Source organism: Streptomyces thioluteus (assembly GCF_039535865.1).
Genome location: NZ_BAAAXZ010000093.1, coordinates 1 through 17497 on the forward strand (window position 1 = coordinate 1; position 17497 = coordinate 17497).

8 protein-coding genes and 11 pseudogenes are annotated in these 17497 nt (G+C 71.9%); 12 read left to right on the forward strand and 7 right to left on the reverse strand.

Annotated elements, in window-relative coordinates:
* The 6 genes and pseudogenes from ABD794_RS11990 to ffh all read left to right on the forward strand — a co-directional run.
* A pseudogene (locus tag ABD794_RS11990) lies at window positions 1–979 on the forward strand (NsdA family TPR-like regulatory protein); the annotation flags it as partial.
* A gap of 699 nt (window positions 980–1678) precedes the next feature.
* Window positions 1679–2214 (forward strand): annotated as a pseudogene (locus tag ABD794_RS18895) (ammonium transporter); the annotation flags it as partial.
* Between the two features lie 64 nt (window positions 2215–2278).
* Window positions 2279–2623 carry a hypothetical protein gene (locus tag ABD794_RS18900; protein ID WP_425586001.1) on the forward strand — a complete coding sequence of 115 codons (345 nt, stop codon included), beginning with the start codon at window positions 2279–2281 and terminating at the stop codon, window positions 2621–2623.
* Window positions 2620–2957, forward strand: a pseudogene (locus tag ABD794_RS12000) (P-II family nitrogen regulator). Before ABD794_RS18900 ends, ABD794_RS12000 begins: the two are co-directional and overlap by 4 nt.
* Window positions 2958–3005: 48 nt before the next feature.
* Window positions 3006–5387: pseudogene (locus ABD794_RS12005) on the forward strand ([protein-PII] uridylyltransferase); the annotation flags it as partial.
* Window positions 5388–6135: 748 nt separating this feature from the next.
* Window positions 6136–7680 (forward strand): signal recognition particle protein, encoded by a 1545-nt coding sequence (ffh, locus tag ABD794_RS12010; RefSeq protein ID WP_344963030.1) that lies wholly within the window; start codon window positions 6136–6138, stop codon window positions 7678–7680.
* An 80-nt stretch (window positions 7681–7760) separates the two neighbouring features.
* On the opposite strand, the gene ABD794_RS12015 is transcribed toward ffh, so the two are convergent.
* Complete coding sequence (locus tag ABD794_RS12015) at window positions 7761–8585, reverse strand: class I SAM-dependent methyltransferase (protein ID WP_344963031.1); 825 nt, start codon at window positions 8583–8585, stop codon at window positions 7761–7763.
* Between the two features lie 284 nt (window positions 8586–8869).
* Between ABD794_RS12015 and proS (ABD794_RS12020) the strand changes: the two are divergent.
* The 6 genes and pseudogenes from proS (ABD794_RS12020) to ABD794_RS12045 all read left to right on the forward strand — a co-directional run.
* Window positions 8870–10287, forward strand: a pseudogene (gene proS, locus ABD794_RS12020) (proline--tRNA ligase).
* A gap of 178 nt (window positions 10288–10465) precedes the next feature.
* A pseudogene (locus tag ABD794_RS12025) lies at window positions 10466–11056 on the forward strand (hypothetical protein).
* Window positions 11057–11267: 211 nt separating this feature from the next.
* Window positions 11268–11708: a 30S ribosomal protein S16 gene (gene rpsP, locus ABD794_RS12030; RefSeq protein ID WP_344963033.1), complete on the forward strand. Its 441-nt coding sequence runs from the start codon at window positions 11268–11270 to the stop codon at window positions 11706–11708.
* A 2-nt stretch (window positions 11709–11710) separates the two neighbouring features.
* A pseudogene (locus ABD794_RS12035) lies at window positions 11711–11950 on the forward strand (RNA-binding protein).
* Between the two features lie 89 nt (window positions 11951–12039).
* Window positions 12040–12595 (forward strand): annotated as a pseudogene (rimM, locus tag ABD794_RS12040) (ribosome maturation factor RimM).
* Window positions 12595–12922, forward strand: a pseudogene (locus tag ABD794_RS12045) (tRNA (guanosine(37)-N1)-methyltransferase TrmD); the annotation flags it as partial. The pseudogenes rimM (ABD794_RS12040) and ABD794_RS12045, both read left to right, overlap by 1 nt.
* A 382-nt stretch (window positions 12923–13304) precedes the next feature.
* Here the strand turns inward: ABD794_RS12045 and ABD794_RS12050 are convergent.
* The 6 genes and pseudogenes from ABD794_RS12050 to proS (ABD794_RS12075) form a co-directional block, all read right to left on the reverse strand.
* Window positions 13305–13468, reverse strand: a pseudogene (locus ABD794_RS12050) (tRNA (guanosine(37)-N1)-methyltransferase TrmD); the annotation flags it as partial.
* On the reverse strand, window positions 13468–14022 hold the full coding sequence (gene rimM, locus ABD794_RS12055) for a ribosome maturation factor RimM (protein ID WP_344963035.1): 555 nt from the start codon (window positions 14020–14022) through the stop codon (window positions 13468–13470). The pseudogene ABD794_RS12050 and the gene rimM (ABD794_RS12055), both read right to left, overlap by 1 nt.
* A gap of 88 nt (window positions 14023–14110) precedes the next feature.
* On the reverse strand, window positions 14111–14350 hold the full coding sequence (locus ABD794_RS12060; RefSeq protein ID WP_020868149.1) for an RNA-binding protein: 240 nt from the start codon (window positions 14348–14350) through the stop codon (window positions 14111–14113).
* A gap of 2 nt (window positions 14351–14352) precedes the next feature.
* Complete coding sequence (rpsP, locus tag ABD794_RS12065; protein ID WP_344963038.1) at window positions 14353–14793, reverse strand: 30S ribosomal protein S16; 441 nt, start codon at window positions 14791–14793, stop codon at window positions 14353–14355.
* A 212-nt stretch (window positions 14794–15005) separates the two neighbouring features.
* Window positions 15006–15596, reverse strand: coding sequence for a hypothetical protein (locus ABD794_RS12070; protein ID WP_049717391.1), 591 nt, complete (start codon window positions 15594–15596; stop codon window positions 15006–15008).
* A gap of 177 nt (window positions 15597–15773) precedes the next feature.
* Window positions 15774–17190 (reverse strand): annotated as a pseudogene (proS, locus tag ABD794_RS12075) (proline--tRNA ligase).
* Window positions 17191–17497: the final 307 nt, after the last annotated feature.

The following is a 17497-nucleotide window of genomic DNA, read 5'->3' on the forward strand; positions in this document are numbered from 1 at the left end:
CCCTCAGGCGCCCGCCGCGCCCGGCTGTCCAAGCCCGAGCTCGACCTCCTGGAGTCCACCACCGGATGTTCCGCGCCTGGGACGCCCAGATGCGGCGGCGGCGATGCGCCGCCACAGGCGTGGTCGCCAGCTCACACGAGGTCACCGCCTGCTCCGATCCAGGAGCCCCAGCCCGACGAGACGTCCAAGCGGCTGTTCAAGGTCGCCGCCGAACTGGCCGAGCTGGCGGGCTGATGAGCTACGACATCGGCCTGCCACCCCACCGCCCAGAAGTACTTCGTGCTGGCGCTGCACGCCGCCAAGGAGGCGGGCGACCGGCCCCTCGGCTCGTACATCCTCTTCCAGCATGAGCCGCCAGATGATCCATCTCGGCCGCCCCGAGGACGCGTTGGAGCTGATCCACCTCGGGCAGTACGATCGCGGGAGACGGCCACGCCCCGCCACCGCAGGCCCATGTTGTATGCGATGGAGGGCCGCGCGTTACGCGAGCATGGCCAGCCCGCAAGTGCAAACGGGCCGTGGGCATGGCCGAGGACTGCTTCTTCTCCGACTGCACCGCCCGCGACGGCGACCCCGACTGGATCAGCTTCTTCTCTCGAGGCCGAGCTCAACGCGGAGAACGCCCACTCCTTCCGCGACCTCGCCTACGTCGCGGGCGCGCAGCCCCACGTACGCCTCGCTCTCCCGCCCAAGATGGAGCGGGCCGTTCACCCTCTTCGAGGAGGACGGCGAGCACCAGCTCGACTCGTACGCCCTAAAAACAACCTCATCGGCCTGGCCACCGTGGATCTGATGGAGCGCGAGCCCGAGGAGTCCACGGCCCATCTGGCAAGGCCCTCCGCATCGCCAAGCAGGTCCGCTTCCGAGCGGGTCAACAACCGCCTCCGCAAGACCGCCGGCACCGCCCTGCGCGACTTCGCCGGCGTCACCGAGGTGCGCGACCTGACCGACGCAACTCGCCCTCCACCTGCCGGAAACCGAGGCCCGCCCACGCGGTGTGACCCGCCGGGCTCCTCCCGGCCCTCCGACCCCGGCCTGCGGCGACCCTCATCCGTACGGACCCGACTCGTCGCTTCCCCCACGCGGTCACACCGGGCGGGTCGCCGCGGGCCGGTCCCGTGTTTCCCAACGGAAGGGGCCCGGGGCGGACGGGACGCCGGGCAAGCTGCCGTTGCACCGTGCCGTAACACGGCGGCCGCCTTCGTCACCGGCCCGAACAGCGGTCTGTCCTGGCCGAAACCGTGCTGCGTCAGCCTCGTGGCCACACCGGCCCGCCACGGACCCCTCGCGCACGGGGCATGGGCCCCACCCGCGAGGAGACACGGTCGTGAATGCAGCGGACACCGCGTTCGTCCTGATCAGCGCCGCGCTCGTGATGCTGATGACTCCGGGCCTGGCCTTCTTCTACGGCGGCATGGTCCGGGTCAGAGCGCTCTGAACATGCTGATGATGTCCTTCGTCTCTCGCTCGGCATCGTCACCGTGGCTCTGGGTCCTCTTCGGCTACTCGCTGCGCCTTCGGGGACGACATCGGCGGCCGGCCTCCCTGGGCAACCTGGACCACATCGGGCTCAAGGGCATCCGGCCCGACACGCCTCACGCGCGGCAAGGAGGGCATCCGCGGTCTTCGCGTTCCGTCCTCTTCCAGCTGATGTTTCGCGGTCCTCACCCCCGCCCTGATGAGCGGCGCCCTCGCGGACCGGGTGAAGTTCAGCGCCTGGTGCCTGTTCATCACCCTCTGGGTGACCGTCGTCTACTTCTCCGGTCGCCCACTGGGTCTGGCAGCCCGACGGCTGGCTCTTCAAGCTCAAGGTGATCGACTTCGCCGGCGGCACGGCGTCCACATCAACGCCGGCGTCGGGGCGCTCAGCCGCCCTCCTCGTCGTCGGCAAGCGCATCGGCTTCCGCAGGACCCCATGCGCCCCCACAGCCTCCCGCTGGTGATGCTCGGCGCCGGGCTGCTCTGGTTCGGGTGGTTCGGCTTCAAACGCCGGCTCCGCGCTCGCCGCCAACGGCACCGCCGCGAACATGGCCCTCAACACCCAGGTCGCCACGGCGCCGCCATGCTCGGCTGGCTCGCCTACGAGCGCGTGCGGCACGGCGCGTTCACCACCCTCGGCGCCGCCTCCGGGGCCGTCGCCGGCCTCGTCGCCATCACCCCTCCGGCGCCGCGGTGAACGCCTTCGGCGCCCTCCTCATCGGCGTCGTCGCCGGAGCCGTCTGCTCCTGGGCGGTCGGCCTCAAGTTCCGCCTCGGGTACGACGATTCCCTCGACGTGTATCGGCGTCCACCTCGTCGGCGGCCTCCTCGGCACCCTCCTCGTCGGCCTCCTCGCCACGGACGGCGTCGGCGGCGCCGTCCAGCTCGGCCGCCAGGCCGCCGGCGCCTTCGCCGTCCTCGCCTACTCCTTCACCCTCTCGTGGCTGCTCGCCAAGCTCGTGGACCGGACCGTCGGCTTTCCGCGCCGCCGAGGACGACGAGGTCGCCGGCCTCGTGACCGGGCCTTCCACGCCGAGACCGCCTACGACCACAGCGCCGTCGGCGGCACCTCGACGCGCAGCACGGACCGGACCCCGCAAGAAGCACAGGAAGCACCCCAGCACCACAAGAAGGTGGACGCATGAAGCTCGTCCCCGCCGTCGTCAAGCCGCACCGCGTCGACGACATCAAGGAAGCCCTCAGCGGTTCGGCATCCAGGGCCTGACCATCACCGAGGTCCAGGGACACGGCGCCAGCGCGGCCACACCGAGGTCTACCGCGGGGCCGAGTACCGCATCGACACCCTCCCCAAGTCCCGCATAGAGGTTCTCGTCGAGGACCAGGACGCCCCCCGACGTCGTCGACGTCATCGTCACCACCGCCCGCACCGGAAAGATCGTCGACGGCAAGGTCTGGGTCGTCCCCGTCGAGACCGTCGTCCGCGTCCGCACCGGCGAACGCGGCCCCGACGCCCTGTGAACCACCCGACGAGGGAGCCGAGTTGACGTACACCGGCCTGCGACCCACCGACGCCACGCGACGGACCCCGGCGGCTACGCCGCGGCCCGGCTCGCGCCTCCTCACCGGGGAGGCGCCCGCCGGGCCGGCGCTGCGCACCGGGCTCGCCCGCCTCACCGACGAGTGGCTCGGCGCCCTCCTCGGCCGCGCCCACGACGTCGCCCTGGTGGCCGTCGGGGGCTACGGGCGCGGCGAGTTGTCCCCCCGCAGCGATCTCGACCTCTCCTGCCTGCACCACCCCACCGCCGACCCCGGCCCGCGTCGCCGCCGTCGCCGACCGGCGTCTGGTACCCCGTCTGGGACATGGGGATCGCCCTCGACCACGCCGTCCGCACGCCCGCCGGGGCCCGTGCCACGGCCGCCGACGACCTCAAGGTCCACCTCGGCCTCCTCGACGCCCGCCACCTCGCCGGCGACCCCGCCCCTCCACCGCCGCCTCTGCGCACCGCCGCCTACGCCGACTGGCGCGCCCAGGCCCCCCGGCGGCTGCCCGAACTGGCGGCGAACTCTGCGAGGAACGCGCCTGGCCGCCAGGGCGAGTTGCGCTTCCTCCTCGAACCCGACCTCAAGGAGGCCCGCGGCGGCCTGCGGGACGCCACACGCGCTGCGCGCCGTCGCCGCCTCCTGGCTCGCCGACGCCCCCCGCCAGGGGGCCTGGAGGAGGCCCGCACCCTGCTCCTCGACACCCGCGACGCCCTCCACCGGGCCACCGGACGCGCCACCGACCGCCTGACTGCTGCAGGACCAGGACCAGGTCGCCGCCGTCCTCGGCCTCCCCGACGCCGACGCCCTGCTGCGCCGCGTCTACCGGGCCGCCGCCACCGTCTCGTACGCGGGCGACGTGACCTGGCGCGAGGTCGGCCGGGTGCTGCGCTCCCGCTCCGGGCGGCCGCGGCTGCGCCGGGTCCTCGGCGGGCGCGGGGGACGCGGCGGGTTCGTCGAGCCCGAGCGCCTGCCGCTCGCCGAGGGCGTCGTCGAGCAGGACGGCGAGGCGGTCCTCGCCCGGACCGCGCGGCCCGACCGCGACCCCGTCCTGCCCCTGCGCGCCGCGGCCGCGGCCGCGCGGGCCGGGCTGCCGCTGGCCCCCCACACCGTGCGGCGGCTCGCGGCCGGCGGGCCGCTGCCCGTGCCGTGGCCCGCCGAGGCGCGCGAGCAGTTCGTCACGCTGCTCGGTGCCGGCGAGCACACCGTCGCCGCCTGGGAGGCGCTGGAGTCGGAGGGCGTCGTCTCCCGGCTCCTGCCGGAGTGGGAGCGGGTCCGCCACCGGCCGCAGCGGCAACGCCGTCCACCGCTGGACCGTCGACCGGCACCTGGTCGAGACCTGCGTCCGGGCCGCGGCCCTCGCGCGCCGCGTGGCCCGGCCGGATCTGCTGCTGGTCGCCGCGTTGCTGCACGACATCGGCAAGGGGGGCGACGGCGACCACTCGGTCGAGGGCGAGGCCATCGCCCGGGACGTGGCCCGGCGGATCGGCTTCGGCGCCGAGGACGCGGCGGTCCTCGCCGCGCTCGTCCGCCACCACCTGCTGCTCGTCGAGACCGCGACGAGGCGCGACCTCGACGACCCGGCGACGGTCCGCGCGGTGACGGACGCGGTCGCGGACGCGGGGACCCTGGAGCTGCTCCACGCCCTGACCGAGGCCGACGCGCTGGCCACCGGCCCGGCGGCGTGGAGCGCCTGGCGGGCGTCGCTCGTCGCGGAGCTGGTGCGGCGGGCGGGGGCGGTGCTCGCGGGTGAGCCGGTCGCGGAACGGCCGTCCGCGTTCCCGGCGCCGGTGACGGGGGAGCAGCGGGCGCTGGCGGTCGAGGCGTGTGACGCGGGTGGCCCGGTGGTGCGGCTGTTCCCCCGCGACGAGGGCGCGGAGCTGCTGCTGGCGGTGCCGGACCAGCCGGGGGTGCTGCCGGCCGCGGCAGGGGTTCTGGCGCTGCACCGGCTGGCGGTGCGGGCGGCCGACGTACGGGCCGTGGGCGGCGTCCTGCTGCTGCGCTGGCGGGTCGCGACGGAGTACGGCGAACTGCCGGAGGCGGCCCGGCTGCGGAGCGATCTCGTCCGGGCGCTGGACGGGTCGCTGGACGTCGGCGGGCGGCTGGCGGAGCGCGAGGCCGCCTACGCGGGCCGCCGCCGGGCGTCGTGCCCCCGCCCTCGGTGACCGTCGCGGAGGGCGGTTCGCGATCCGCGACGGTGCTGGAGGTCCGGGCGGAGGACGCGCCTGGTCTGCTGCACCGGATCGCGCGGGCGCTGGAGGGGGCGGGGGTGTGGGTGCGGAGTGCGCATGTGTCGACGCTGGGGGCAGTGTGGTCGATGCGTTCTATGTGACGGGTGTGAGAGGGGAGATGTTGGGGGAGCGGGAGGTGGCGGCTGTGGCGGGGGTGGTGGAGCGGGTGCTGGGGTGAGGGGGGTTTTGCCCCGGTCCCGCCCTTTCACCGTTTCTTCCGGGGCAGGCCCCCGGGCCCGTAACGCGGCTTCGCCGCGTGACCGGGGGCTCCGCCTCCTGGGCCCCCGCCCGGGGCTGCGCCCCTCGGCCCGCAACGCAACTGCGCCGCCGTTGGCCGGGGCTTCGTCCCCTGGGCCCCTGAAGCCGCGCTGCGCGCGGCGGGCGGGGCTGCGCCAACCTGCGCCCCACCGGGGGCTGCGCCCCACCGGGGGCTGCGCCCCACCGGGGGCTGCGCCCCACCGGGGGCTGCGCCCCACCGGGGGCTGCGCCCCACCGGGGGCTGCGCCCCACCGGGGGCTGCGCCCCCTGGACCCCGTTCGGGGCTCCGCCCCGGACCCCGCAACCGCGCTCCGCACAGTTGTCCTCAAGCGCCGGACGGGCTGAATCAGCCCGTCCGGCGCTTGAGGACTGGGGGGTACCCCCTCTGGGGGAGCCCGCAGGGCGCTTCGGGGGTCCAGGGGGCGGGGCCCCCGGCGGGGTGCAGGGGCGGGGCCCCGGGCAGGGGTCCAGAGGGGCGGAGCCCCCAGTGGGGTGTGGGGGCGGAGCCCCCCGCGTCCCGGTGCGCGCCGCGCGCCGTGGGGTGGTGCAGGGGCGCAGCCCCTGCGGGAAACGGTGAAAGGGCGGGACCGGGGCTTCCTCCATCCCGGGTGCGGATACCCTGGAGGGCGATTCCCACCCGCCCCCGACCTCGAGGACCGACGAGCGCCGTGTTCGATACCCTCTCCGACCGCCTGAGTGCGACGTTCAAATCCCTGCGCGGCAAGGGGCGGCTGTCCGAGGCGGACATCGACGCCACCGCCCGCGAGATCCGCATCGCCCTGCTCGAGGCCGACGTCGCCCTGTCGGTGGTCCGCGCGTTCATCAAGCAGGTCAAGGAGAGGGCGGGCGGCGAGGAGGTCTCCAAGGCCCTCAACCCGGCCCAGCAGGTCGTCAAGATCGTCAACGACGAACTCGTCGGCATCCTCGGCGGCGAGACCCGCCGCCTCCGCTTCGCCAAGACCGCCCCGACCGTGATCATGCTCGCCGGTCTCCAGGGTGCGGGCAAGACGACCCTCGCGGGCAAGCTCGGTCTCTGGCTGAAGAAGCAGGGGCACAGCCCGCTGCTCGTCGCCTGTGACCTCCAGCGCCCCAACGCCGTCAACCAGCTGAGCGTCGTCGCCGAGCGCGCCGGCGTCGCGGTCTACGCGCCGCAGCCGGGCAACGGCGTGGGCGACCCGGTCCAGGTCGCCAAGGACTCGATCGAGTACGCCAAGTCCAAGGTCCACGACATCGTCATCGTGGACACCGCCGGCCGTCTCGGCATCGACACCGAGATGATGCAGCAGGCCGCGGACATCAAGGCCGTCGTCACCCCGGACGAGACGCTGTTCGTCGTCGACGCCATGATCGGTCAGGACGCGGTCAACACCGCCGAGGCCTTCCGCGACGGCGTCGGCTTCGACGGCGTGGTGCTCTCCAAGCTCGACGGCGACGCACGGGGCGGTGCGGCGCTGTCCATCGCGCACGTCACCGGCAAGCAGATCATGTTCGCCTCCAACGGCGAGAAGCTGGACGACTTCGACGCGTTCCACCCGGACCGCATGGCGTCCCGCATCCTCGACATGGGCGACATGCTCACCCTGATCGAGAAGGCCGAGCAGACCTTCAGCCAGGCCGAGGCCGAGAAGATGGCGGCCAAGCTGGCGAAGGGCCCCAAGGAGTTCACGCTCGACGACTTCCTGGCCCAGATGGAGCAGGTCCGGAAGATGGGCTCCATCAGCAAGCTGCTCGGGATGCTGCCGGGCATGGGGCAGATCAAGGACCAGATCAACAACCTCGACGAGCGCGACGTCGACCGCACCGCCGCGATCATCAAGTCGATGACCCCGGCCGAGCGCCAGGACCCGACGATCATCAACGGCTCGCGCCGGGCCCGTATCGCCAAGGGTTCGGGCGTGGACGTCAGCGCCGTCAAGCAGTTGGTCGAGCGGTTCTTCGACGCGCGCAAGATGATGTCGCGCATGGCCCAGGGCGGCGGCATGCCGGGAATGCCGGGCCTGCCCGGCATGGGCGGCGGCGCGGGCAAGAAGAAGAAGCAGCAGAAGCAGGCCAAGGGCAAGCGGCAGAGCGGCAACCCGATGAAGCGCAAGGCGGAGGAGGCGGCGGCCGCCGCCCGCCGCGAAGAGGCCGCGGCCAACCCGCTGGGCCTGCCCTCGGGCGATGACGCGAAGAAGTTCGAACTCCCCGACGAATTCAAGAAGTTCATGGGCTGAGGTTCATGGAAAGAAAGCCCCCGGCCCGCCGCCGGGGGCTTTTCTTCATGCTCGCGCCGATGCTCCCCGCCCCAACTCCCTCAGCACACCCGGGCGATGAGATAGCGGAACACATTCGGCATCCACACCGTTCCGTCCCCGCGCAGATAGGGGTGGACGGCCTCGGTGAGTTCCTTGGACACCTGCTCCTGGTCGGTGGTGCGCGCCGCCGCGTCGAACGCCCCGGTGGACAGCAGGCCGCGGACCGCGCTGGCCAGGTCGGCGTAGCCGTACGGGCAGGCCACCCGGCCCGAGCCGTCCGGCCGCAGGCCCGCCAGCCGGGCCAGGTCCTCCAGGTCGTCCCGGCCGTTGGGGCGCCAGTGGGCCGCGGTGGACATGGGATCGGCGAGCCGCGCCGCGACCCGCAGGGCGCCGGAGGCCGCGCAGCGCTCCGGCGGGCCCCAGCCGGCCAGGACGACGGGCGCGCCGCGCCGGGCCCGGGCGGCGGCCCGGGCGAGGGCGGCCGCCATGTCGCGCGCGGTGCCGTCCGCGCAGTAGAGCGGGTCGAAGGCGGTGACCAGGGTGAACGGCGGGCCGTCGGGGTCCGCGACGTCCTCGGGGGCGGTGCCGAGGCGGGCCGTCGCGGCGGCCGGGTGGGCCGCCAGCCGCTCGCGGGCGAGGTCGAGCCGGCGCTCGTCGGTGTCGACGCCGCTGACGCGGGCGCCCCGGGCGGCCGCCATCAGCAGGGCGAGGCCCGAGCCGCAGCCCAGGCTCAGCAGCCGGGCGGCCGCGTCGACTTCCAGCCGCTCGTAGACCGCTTCGTACAGCGGAACGAGCATGCGTTCCTGGATTTCCGCCCAGTCGCGGGCCCGCGACCGGGACGGCGACGGGGACGGCCGTTGCCGTCGCACGAGCGTAGGTGTCATCGCATGCGCCCCAATCCGCCGAAATTCGGTGTCCTGGCCGAAGTGCCGCCCCCCACGTGCTGTCGTGCGCGCTGCCGAAACATCCCCCGGAGCCAGGGAACCCCGCTTCCGCCCGCGAGTCCAGGGGGGAGGCGCGAGAAGGTTCCCGTCCGCCCGCGATGGCATGTGCCGCCGCGCACCGCATGAGAGGAATACCCAGCCGCAAACCCTGAACGGGCCGGGAACGCGGGGTTGCGCCCGAGCGGATTCACACTCGGCAGGGCGGGGCCCGTACCATTCGCACCATGGCAAAGGCTCCCATTCTCACTCCGCAGGCGGAAGACTTCCCGCGCTGGTACCAGGACCTGATCAACAAGGCCGAACTGGCCGACAACGGCCCGGTGCGCGGCACCATGGTCATCCGCCCGTACGGCTACGGGCTGTGGGAGCGCATGCAGCAGGAGATGGACGCGCGGATCAAGGACGCGGGCGCCTCCAACGCGTACTTCCCGCTCTTCATCCCGCAGTCCTACCTGACGAAGGAGGCGGAGCACGTCGAGGGCTTCGCCCCCGAGCTCGCGGTCGTCACGCACGGCGGCGGCAAGGAGCTGGAGGAGCCGGTCGTCGTCCGGCCGACCTCCGAGACCATCATCAACGAGTACTTCTCCAAGTGGGTGCAGAGCTACCGCGACCTGCCCCTGCTGATCAACCAGTGGGCCAACGTGGTGCGTTGGGAGATGCGTCCGCGCGTCTTCCTGCGGACCAGCGAGTTCCTCTGGCAGGAGGGTCACACGGCGCACGCCACCTACGAGGACGCGCGCGACTACGCGGCGCGCATCCACCGCGACGTGTACTACGACTTCATGGTCAACGTCCTGGGCATCGACGTGGTGCTCGGCCGCAAGACGCCCAAGGAGCGCTTCGCCGGCGCGATCAACACCCTCACCCTCGAGGGCATGATGGGCGACGGCAAGGCCCTGCAGCTGGGCACCAGCCACGAGCTGGGCCAGAACTTCGCCAAGGCGTTCAACACCTCGTACCTGTCGAAGGACGGGAAGCAGGAGCTGGTCTGGCAGACCTCCTGGGGTGTCTCGACCCGCATGGTCGGCGGTCTGATCATGTCGCACGGCGACGACAGCGGCCTGCGCGTCCCGCCGCGGCTGGCGCCGGTCCAGGCCGTCGTCCTGGCGATCAAGGGCGACGACGCCGTCATCGCCAAGGTCCGCGAGATCGGTGACGCGCTCAAGGCCGCGGGCGTCCGCGTCCAGGTCGACGACCGCACCGACACCCCGTTCGGCCGCCGCGCGGTGGACTGGGAGCTCAAGGGCGTCCCGTGTGCGCATCGAGATCGGCCCGCGCGACCTGGAGAACGGCACCGCGATGCTGGCCCGCCGCATCCCCGGCGGCAAGGAGCCGGTGCGCATCGACGAGCTCGCCGCGCTGCTGCCCAAGGTCCTGGAGGAGGACCAGGCGCTGCTGCTGAGCCAGTCCCGCGAGCGCCGCGAGTCCCGCACCTCCGACGTGTCGACCCTGGAGCAGGCGGCCGAGGCCGCGCTGGCCGGCGGCTGGGCGCGCATCCCGTGGGCGACGCTGGGCGCCGAGGGCGAGGCGAAGCTGGCCGAGCAGGCGGTGACCGTGCGCTGCCTGGTCACCGAGGACGGCGGAGTGCCGGACGCGGACGACGCGCCGGGCACGGATCGCGATCGTCGGCCGCTCGTACTGAGCCGGAGCGGGCCCCGGGGGTGTCCCGGGCCCGCTGCTGACCCATGGGTCAGGTTCGCCCCGGGTTGCCGACAGGTGCGCGAGTTCTGTGGTCCCGAACGGATACTGACTGGTACGTGCAAAATATTTGGGATGGCCCGGTATCGGAACACCGGGCCGTCCCCACTCGTTGTCACGACGTGAGCACGACACCACCTGTTCTCGCCGCAGAGCTGGCGCAGGCGTGGGCCGACATTCAGCGGTTCCACCCCGAGCTGCCGGATCTCGCCGCGCCCGAATCGTTGATCGGGGAGTCGTCGTCCGCGTGCGGCGCCGAACTCTCCTTCGAAAGGCTGCTGCACGAGGCAGTGCACGGCATCGCGGCCGCCCGCGGTGTCCGGGACACTCACGCGCCGGCCGCTACCACAATCGCCGGTTCCTGGCGATCGCCGAGGAGCTGGGGCTCGACCACAGCGACGAGCCGCATCCCAGCAGCGGCTTCTCCCTGGTCGTGCTCACCCCGGAGGCGCGCAAGCGCTACCGCCCGACCATCGACAGACTCCAGCGCGCGCTCAAGGCGCACACGGTGGCCACCGCGGCCGACACCTCGCGCTCCTTCCGCGGCCCGGCCGCGCGGCACGGGTCGTCCGGCGGCGGGGTGCGGGTGAAGGCCGTGTGGCGAGTGCGGGCGCAACGTCCGCGTCGTGCCGTCCGTGCTCGCCCAGGCGCCGATCATGTGCGGTGGCTGCGGGCAGCCGTTCCGGATCCCCGAGGCGATGTCCGTGGGCTGAGGGCCGAGGGGCCGGGGGGCGGTCGTCCGCGGGACGGCCGGACCCGGGTCGGCGCGGCCGGGAGCGTGTGGCACAATAGGGGGCTGTACTCGACAGTCGCACAGGACCCCTCTCTCCTCCGGCTGACGCGTCCATCGGGCACCCGAGTACCGCAACCCCACGTGGCATCCCGTTGTGCCCAACCACGTCAAGACCAGGAGACACCACTCCAGTGGCAGTCAAGATCAAGCTGAAGCGTCTGGGCAAGATCCGTTCGCCTCACTACCGCATCGTCGTCGCCGACTCCCGCACCCGCCGTGACGGCCGTGCGATCGAGGAGATCGTTCTGTACCACCCGGTGCAGAACCCCTCGCGCATCGAGGTCGACTCGGAGCGCGCGCAGTACTGGCTGAGCGTCGGCGCCCAGCCGACCGAGCCCGTCCTGGCCATCCTGAAGGTCACCGGCGACTGGCAGAAGTTCAAGGGCCTGCCCGCCCCGGCCCCGATGCTCGTGGCCGAGCCCAAGGACAAGCGCGCCGCGTTCGAGGCGTTCACCAAGGCCCTCGAGGCCAACGAGGCGAAGGGTGAGGCCATCACCCCGAAGGCCAAGAAGTCGGAGAAGAAGGACGAGGCCGCCGAGGCTGCCGAGTCCGCCGAGTCGACCGAGGCCTGAGCATGCTTGAGGAGGCCCTTGAGCACTTGGTCAAGGGCATCGTCGACAACCCCGACGAGGTGCAGGTGGCCTCGCGCAACCTGCGGCCGCGGGCGCGTGCTGGAAGTCCGGGTCCACCGGACGACCTCGGGCAAGGTGATCGGCCGCAACGGCCGCACCGCCCGCGCGCTGCGTACCGTCGTGGGCGCCATCGGCGGCCGTGGCATCCGGGTCGACTCGTCGACGTGGATCAGGTCCGCTGACGAGCGGCAGAGCACCGGCACGGGGCCGGGAAGGGTTCTCCTTCCCGGCCCGTTGTCGTCTGTACAGAGACAGTGAGAAGGAACGAATCGTGCAGCTCGTAGTGGGCAGGATCGGCCGAGCCCATGGCATCAGGGCGAGGTCACCGTTGAGGTGCGGACGGACGAGCCCGAGCTGAGGCTGGGCCCGACGGGCCGTGCTGCTGACCGATCCCGCGGGCAGGGGCCCGCTGACCGTCGAGACCGGCCGGGTGCACAGCGGACGGCTGCTGCTCCGGTTCACCGGCGTCGCCGACCGCACCGCGGCCGAGGCGCTCCGCAACACCCGTCCTGATCGCCGACGTGGACCCGGACGAGACGCCCGAGGACCCCGAGGAGTTCTACGACCACAACTGGTCGACCTGGACGTCGTCACCCTCGACGGCACCGCCCGTCGGACGGATCACCGAGATCGCCCACCTGCCGTCCCAGGACCTCTTCATCGTGGAGCGGCCGGACGGCGGCGAGGTGATGATCCCTTCGTCGAGGAGATCGTGACGGAGATCGACCTGGAGGCGCAGCGCGCGGTCGTCGATCCGCCGCCCGGGGCTGCTCGACGCGGAGCGGGCCGAGGTCGTCGGGACGCGGGACGACGAGGGCGGGCAGTGATGCGCCTCGACGTCGTCACCATCTTCCCCGAGTACCTCGAACCGCTCTGAACGTCTCGCTCGTGGGCAAGGCCCGCGCCCGCGGCCGGCTCGACGTGCGCATCCACGACCTGCGGAACTGGACGCACGACAAGCACAACACCGTCGACGACACCCCCTACGGCGGCGGTCCCGGCATGGTCATGAAGCCCGAGCCCTGGGGCGAGGCGCTGGACGAGATCATCGCCTCGGGCCCGGAGACGAGCGGCCCGTGCTGGTCGTCCCGACGCCCAGCGGCCGGCCGTTCACCCAGGAACTGGCCGTCGAGCTGTCCGGCAAGCCGTATATCACACGTGAGTGAATCTCTCCTCATACACAGAGCCAACGGAATAGGAGATAACTATGTAACTGTGTCAAAGAAGAACATGCGAGACTCAGCTCACAAGTGTGATATATCGTAAGATCCTTGAGTTGAATGAGGCAATTCTCGTGTTGTGTGCCCGAATCCTACGCGTTTCCGGACGTTGCTCGAGTTTCCTTTGGGGTGAGAACGGCCGGCCTTGTGCTGTGGGCGTCGTGGATCAACCACGGGATCAACTCGGGCCCTTCTGCCCTCCGAGGCCGAGGCTGAGTGATGCATTGTTCGTCCATGCTTTGACCTCGACACCCAGGGCTTCGGCTAGTGCATAGACCATTAGAAAATCGCCGGGAACCTACCTGGAGTGCGTGGTGCCGTAGGGGGTGTCGTCGACGGTGTTGTGCTGTTGTCGTGCGTCCAGTTCCGCAGGTCGTGGATGCGCACGTCGAGCCGGCCGCGGGCGCGGGCCTTGCCCACGAGCGAGACGTTCAGCGGTTCGAGGTACTCGGGGAAGATGGTGACGACGTCGAGGCGCATCACTGCCCGCCCTCGTCGTCCCGCGTCCCGACGACCTCGGCCCGCTCCGCGTCGAGCAGCCCGGGCGGCGGATCGACGACCGCGCGCTGCGCCTCCAGGTCGATCTCCGTCACGATCTCCTCGACGAAGGGGATCATCACCTCGCCGCCGTCCGGCCGCTCCACGATGAAGAGGTCCTGGGACGGCAGGTGGGCGATCTCGGTGATCCGTCCGACGGGCGTGCCGTCGAGGGTGACGACGTCCAGGTCGACCAGTTGGTGGTCGTAGAACTCCTCGGGGTCCTCGGGCGTCTCGTCCGGGTCCACGTCGGCGATCAGGACGGTGTTGCGGAGCGCCTCGGCCGCGGTGCGGTCGGCGACGCCGGTGAACCGGAGCAGCAGCCGTCCGCTGTGCACCCGGCCGGTCTCGACGGTCAGCGGGCCCCTGCCCGCGGGATCGGTCAGCAGCACGGCCCCGGGGCCCAGCCTCAGCTCGGGCTCGTCCGTCCGCACCTCAACGGTGACCTCGCCCCTGATGCCATGGGCTCGGCCGATCCTGCCCACTACGAGCTGCACGATTCGTTCCTTCTCACTGTCTCTGTACAGACGACAACGGGCCGGGAAGGAGAACCCTTCCCGGCCCGTGCCGGTGCTCTGCCGCTCGTCAGCGGACCTGATCCACGTCGACGAGGTCGACCCGGATGCCACGGCCGCCGATGGCGCCCACGACGGTACGCAGCGCGCGGGCGGTGCGGCCGTTGCGGCCGATCACCTTGCCGAGGTCGTCCGGGTGGACCCGGACTTCCAGCACGCGCCCGCGGCGCAGGTTGCGCGAGGCCACCTGCACCTCGTCGGGGTTGTCGACGATGCCCTTGACCAAGTGCTCAAGGGCCTCCTCAAGCATGCTCAGGCCTCGGTCGACTCGGCGGACTCGGCAGCCTCGGCGGCCTCGTCCTTCTTCTCCGACTTCTTGGCCTTCGGGGTGATGGCCTCACCCTTCGCCTCGTTGGCCTCGAGGGCCTTGGTGAACGCCTCGAACGCGGCGCGCTTGTCCTTGGGCTCGGCCACGAGCATCGGGGCCGGGGCGGGCAGGCCCTTGAACTTCTGCCAGTCGCCGGTGACCTTCAGGATGGCCAGGACGGGCTCGGTCGGCTGGGCGCCGACGCTCAGCCAGTACTGCGCGCGCTCCGAGTCGACCTCGATGCGCGAGGGGTTCTGCACCGGGTGGTACAGACCGATCTCCTCGATCGCACGGCCGTCACGGCGGGTGCGGGAGTCGGCGACGACGATGCGGTAGTGAGGCGAACGGATCTTGCCCAGACGCTTCAGCTTGATCTTGACTGCCACTGGAGTGGTGTCTCCTGGTCTTGACGTGGTTGGGCACAACGGGATGCCACGTGGGGTTGCGGTACTCGGGTGCCCGATGGACGCGTCAGCCGGAGGAGAGAGGGGTCCTGTGCGACTGTCGAGTACAGCCCCCTATTGTGCCACACGCTCCCGGCCCGCGCCGACCCGGGTCCGGCCGTCCCGCGGACGACCGCCCCCCGGCCCCTCGGCCCTCAGCCCACGGACATCGCCTCGGGGATCCGGAACGGCTGCCCGCAGCCACCGCACATGATCGGCGCCTGGGCGAGCACGGACGGCACGACGCGGACGTTGCGCCCGCACTCGCACACGGCCTTCACCCGCACCCCGCCGCCGGACGACCCGTGCCGCGCGGCCGGGCCGCGGAAGGAGCGCGAGGTGTCGGCCGCGGTGGCCACCGTGTGCGCCTTGAGCGCGCGCTGGAGTCTGTCGATGGTCGGGCGGTAGCGCTTGCGCGCCTCCGGGGTGAGCACGACCAGGGAGAAGCCGCTGCTGGGATGCGGCTCGTCGCTGTGGTCGAGCCCCAGCTCCTCGGCGATCGCCAGGAACCGGCGATTGTGGTAGCGGCCGGCGCGTGAGGTGTCCCGGACACCGCGGGCGGCCGCGATGCCGTGCACTGCCTCGTGCAGCAGCCTTTCGAAGGAGAGTTCGGCGCCGCACGCGGACGACGACTCCCCGATCAACGATTCGGGCGCGGCGAGATCCGGCAGCTCGGGGTGGAACCGCTGAATGTCGGCCCACGCCTGCGCCAGCTCTGCGGCGAGAACAGGTGGTGTCGTGCTCACGTCGTGACAACGAGTGGGGACGGCCCGGTGTTCCGATACCGGGCCATCCCAAATATTTTGCACGTACCAGTCAGTATCCGTTCGGGACCACAGAACTCGCGCACCTGTCGGCAACCCGGGGCGAACCTGACCCATGGGTCAGCAGCGGGCCCGGGACACCCCCGGGCCCGCTCCGGCTCAGTACGAGCGGCCGACGATCGCGATCGTGCCCGGCGCGTCGTCCGCGTCCGGCACTCCGCCGTCCTCGGTGACCAGGCAGCGCACGGTCACCGCCTGCTCGGCCAGCTTCGCCTCGCCCTCGGCGCCCAGCGTCGCCCACGGGGATGCGCGCCCAGCCGCCGGCCAGCGCGGCCTCGGCCGCCTGCTCCAGGGTCGACACGTCGGAGGTGCGGGACTCGCGGCGCTCGCGGGACTGGCTCAGCAGCAGCGCCTGGTCCTCCTCCAGGACCTTGGGCAGCAGCGCGGCGAGCTCGTCGATGCGCACCGGCTCCTTGCCGCCGGGGATGCGGCGGGCCAGCATCGCGGTGCCGTTCTCCAGGTCGCGCGGGCCGATCTCGATGCGCACCGGGACGCCCTTGAGCTCCCAGTCCACCGCGCGGCGGCCGAACGGGGTGTCGGTGCGGTCGTCGACCTGGACGCGGACGCCCGCGGCCTTGAGCGCGTCACCGATCTCGCGGACCTTGGCGATGACGGCGTCGTCGCCCTTGATCGCCAGGACGACGGCCTGGACCGGCGCCAGCCGCGGCGGGACGCGCAGGCCGCTGTCGTCGCCGTGCGACATGATCAGACCGCCGACCATGCGGGTCGAGACACCCCAGGAGGTCTGCCAGACCAGCTCCTGCTTCCCGTCCTTCGACAGGTACGAGGTGTTGAACGCCTTGGCGAAGTTCTGGCCCAGCTCGTGGCTGGTGCCCAGCTGCAGGGCCTTGCCGTCGCCCATCATGCCCTCGAGGGTGAGGGTGTTGATCGCGCCGGCGAAGCGCTCCTTGGGCGTCTTGCGGCCGAGCACCACGTCGATGCCCAGGACGTTGACCATGAAGTCGTAGTACACGTCGCGGTGGATGCGCGCCGCGTAGTCGCGCGCGTCCTCGTAGGTGGCGTGCGCCGTGTGACCCTCCTGCCAGAGGAACTCGCTGGTCCGCAGGAAGACGCGCGGACGCATCTCCCAACGCACCACGTTGGCCCACTGGTTGATCAGCAGGGGCAGGTCGCGGTAGCTCTGCACCCACTTGGAGAAGTACTCGTTGATGATGGTCTCGGAGGTCGGCCGGACGACGACCGGCTCCTCCAGCTCCTTGCCGCCGCCGTGCGTGACGACCGCGAGCTCGGGGGCGAAGCCCTCGACGTGCTCCGCCTCCTTCGTCAGGTAGGACTGCGGGATGAAGAGCGGGAAGTACGCGTTGGAGGCGCCCGCGTCCTTGATCCGCGCGTCCATCTCCTGCTGCATGCGCTCCCACAGCCCGTAGCCGTACGGGCGGATGACCATGGTGCCGCGCACCGGGCCGTTGTCGGCCAGTTCGGCCTTGTTGATCAGGTCCTGGTACCAGCGCGGGAAGTCTTCCGCCTGCGGAGTGAGAATGGGAGCCTTTGCCATGGTGCGAATGGTACGGGCCCCGCCCTGCCGAGTGTGAATCCGCTCGGGCGCAACCCCGCGTTCCCGGCCCGTTCAGGGTTTGCGGCTGGGTATTCCTCTCATGCGGTGCGCGGCGGCACATGCCATCGCGGGCGGACGGGAACCTTCTCGCGCCTCCCCCCTGGACTCGCGGGCGGAAGCGGGGTTCCCTGGCTCCGGGGGATGTTTCGGCAGCGCGCACGACAGCACGTGGGGGGCGGCACTTCGGCCAGGACACCGAATTTCGGCGGATTGGGGCGCATGCGATGACACCTACGCTCGTGCGACG

What these genes read in the sequence shown, in the direction of transcription:
- ABD794_RS12015 (WP_344963031.1), bottom strand. Translation starts at nt 8,585, where the DNA reads ATGACACCTACGCTCGTGCGACGGCAACGGCCGTCCCCGTCGCCGTCC.
- ABD794_RS12060 (WP_020868149.1), bottom strand. Translation starts at nt 14,350, where the DNA reads ATGCTTGAGGAGGCCCTTGAGCACTTGGTCAAGGGCATCGTCGACAAC.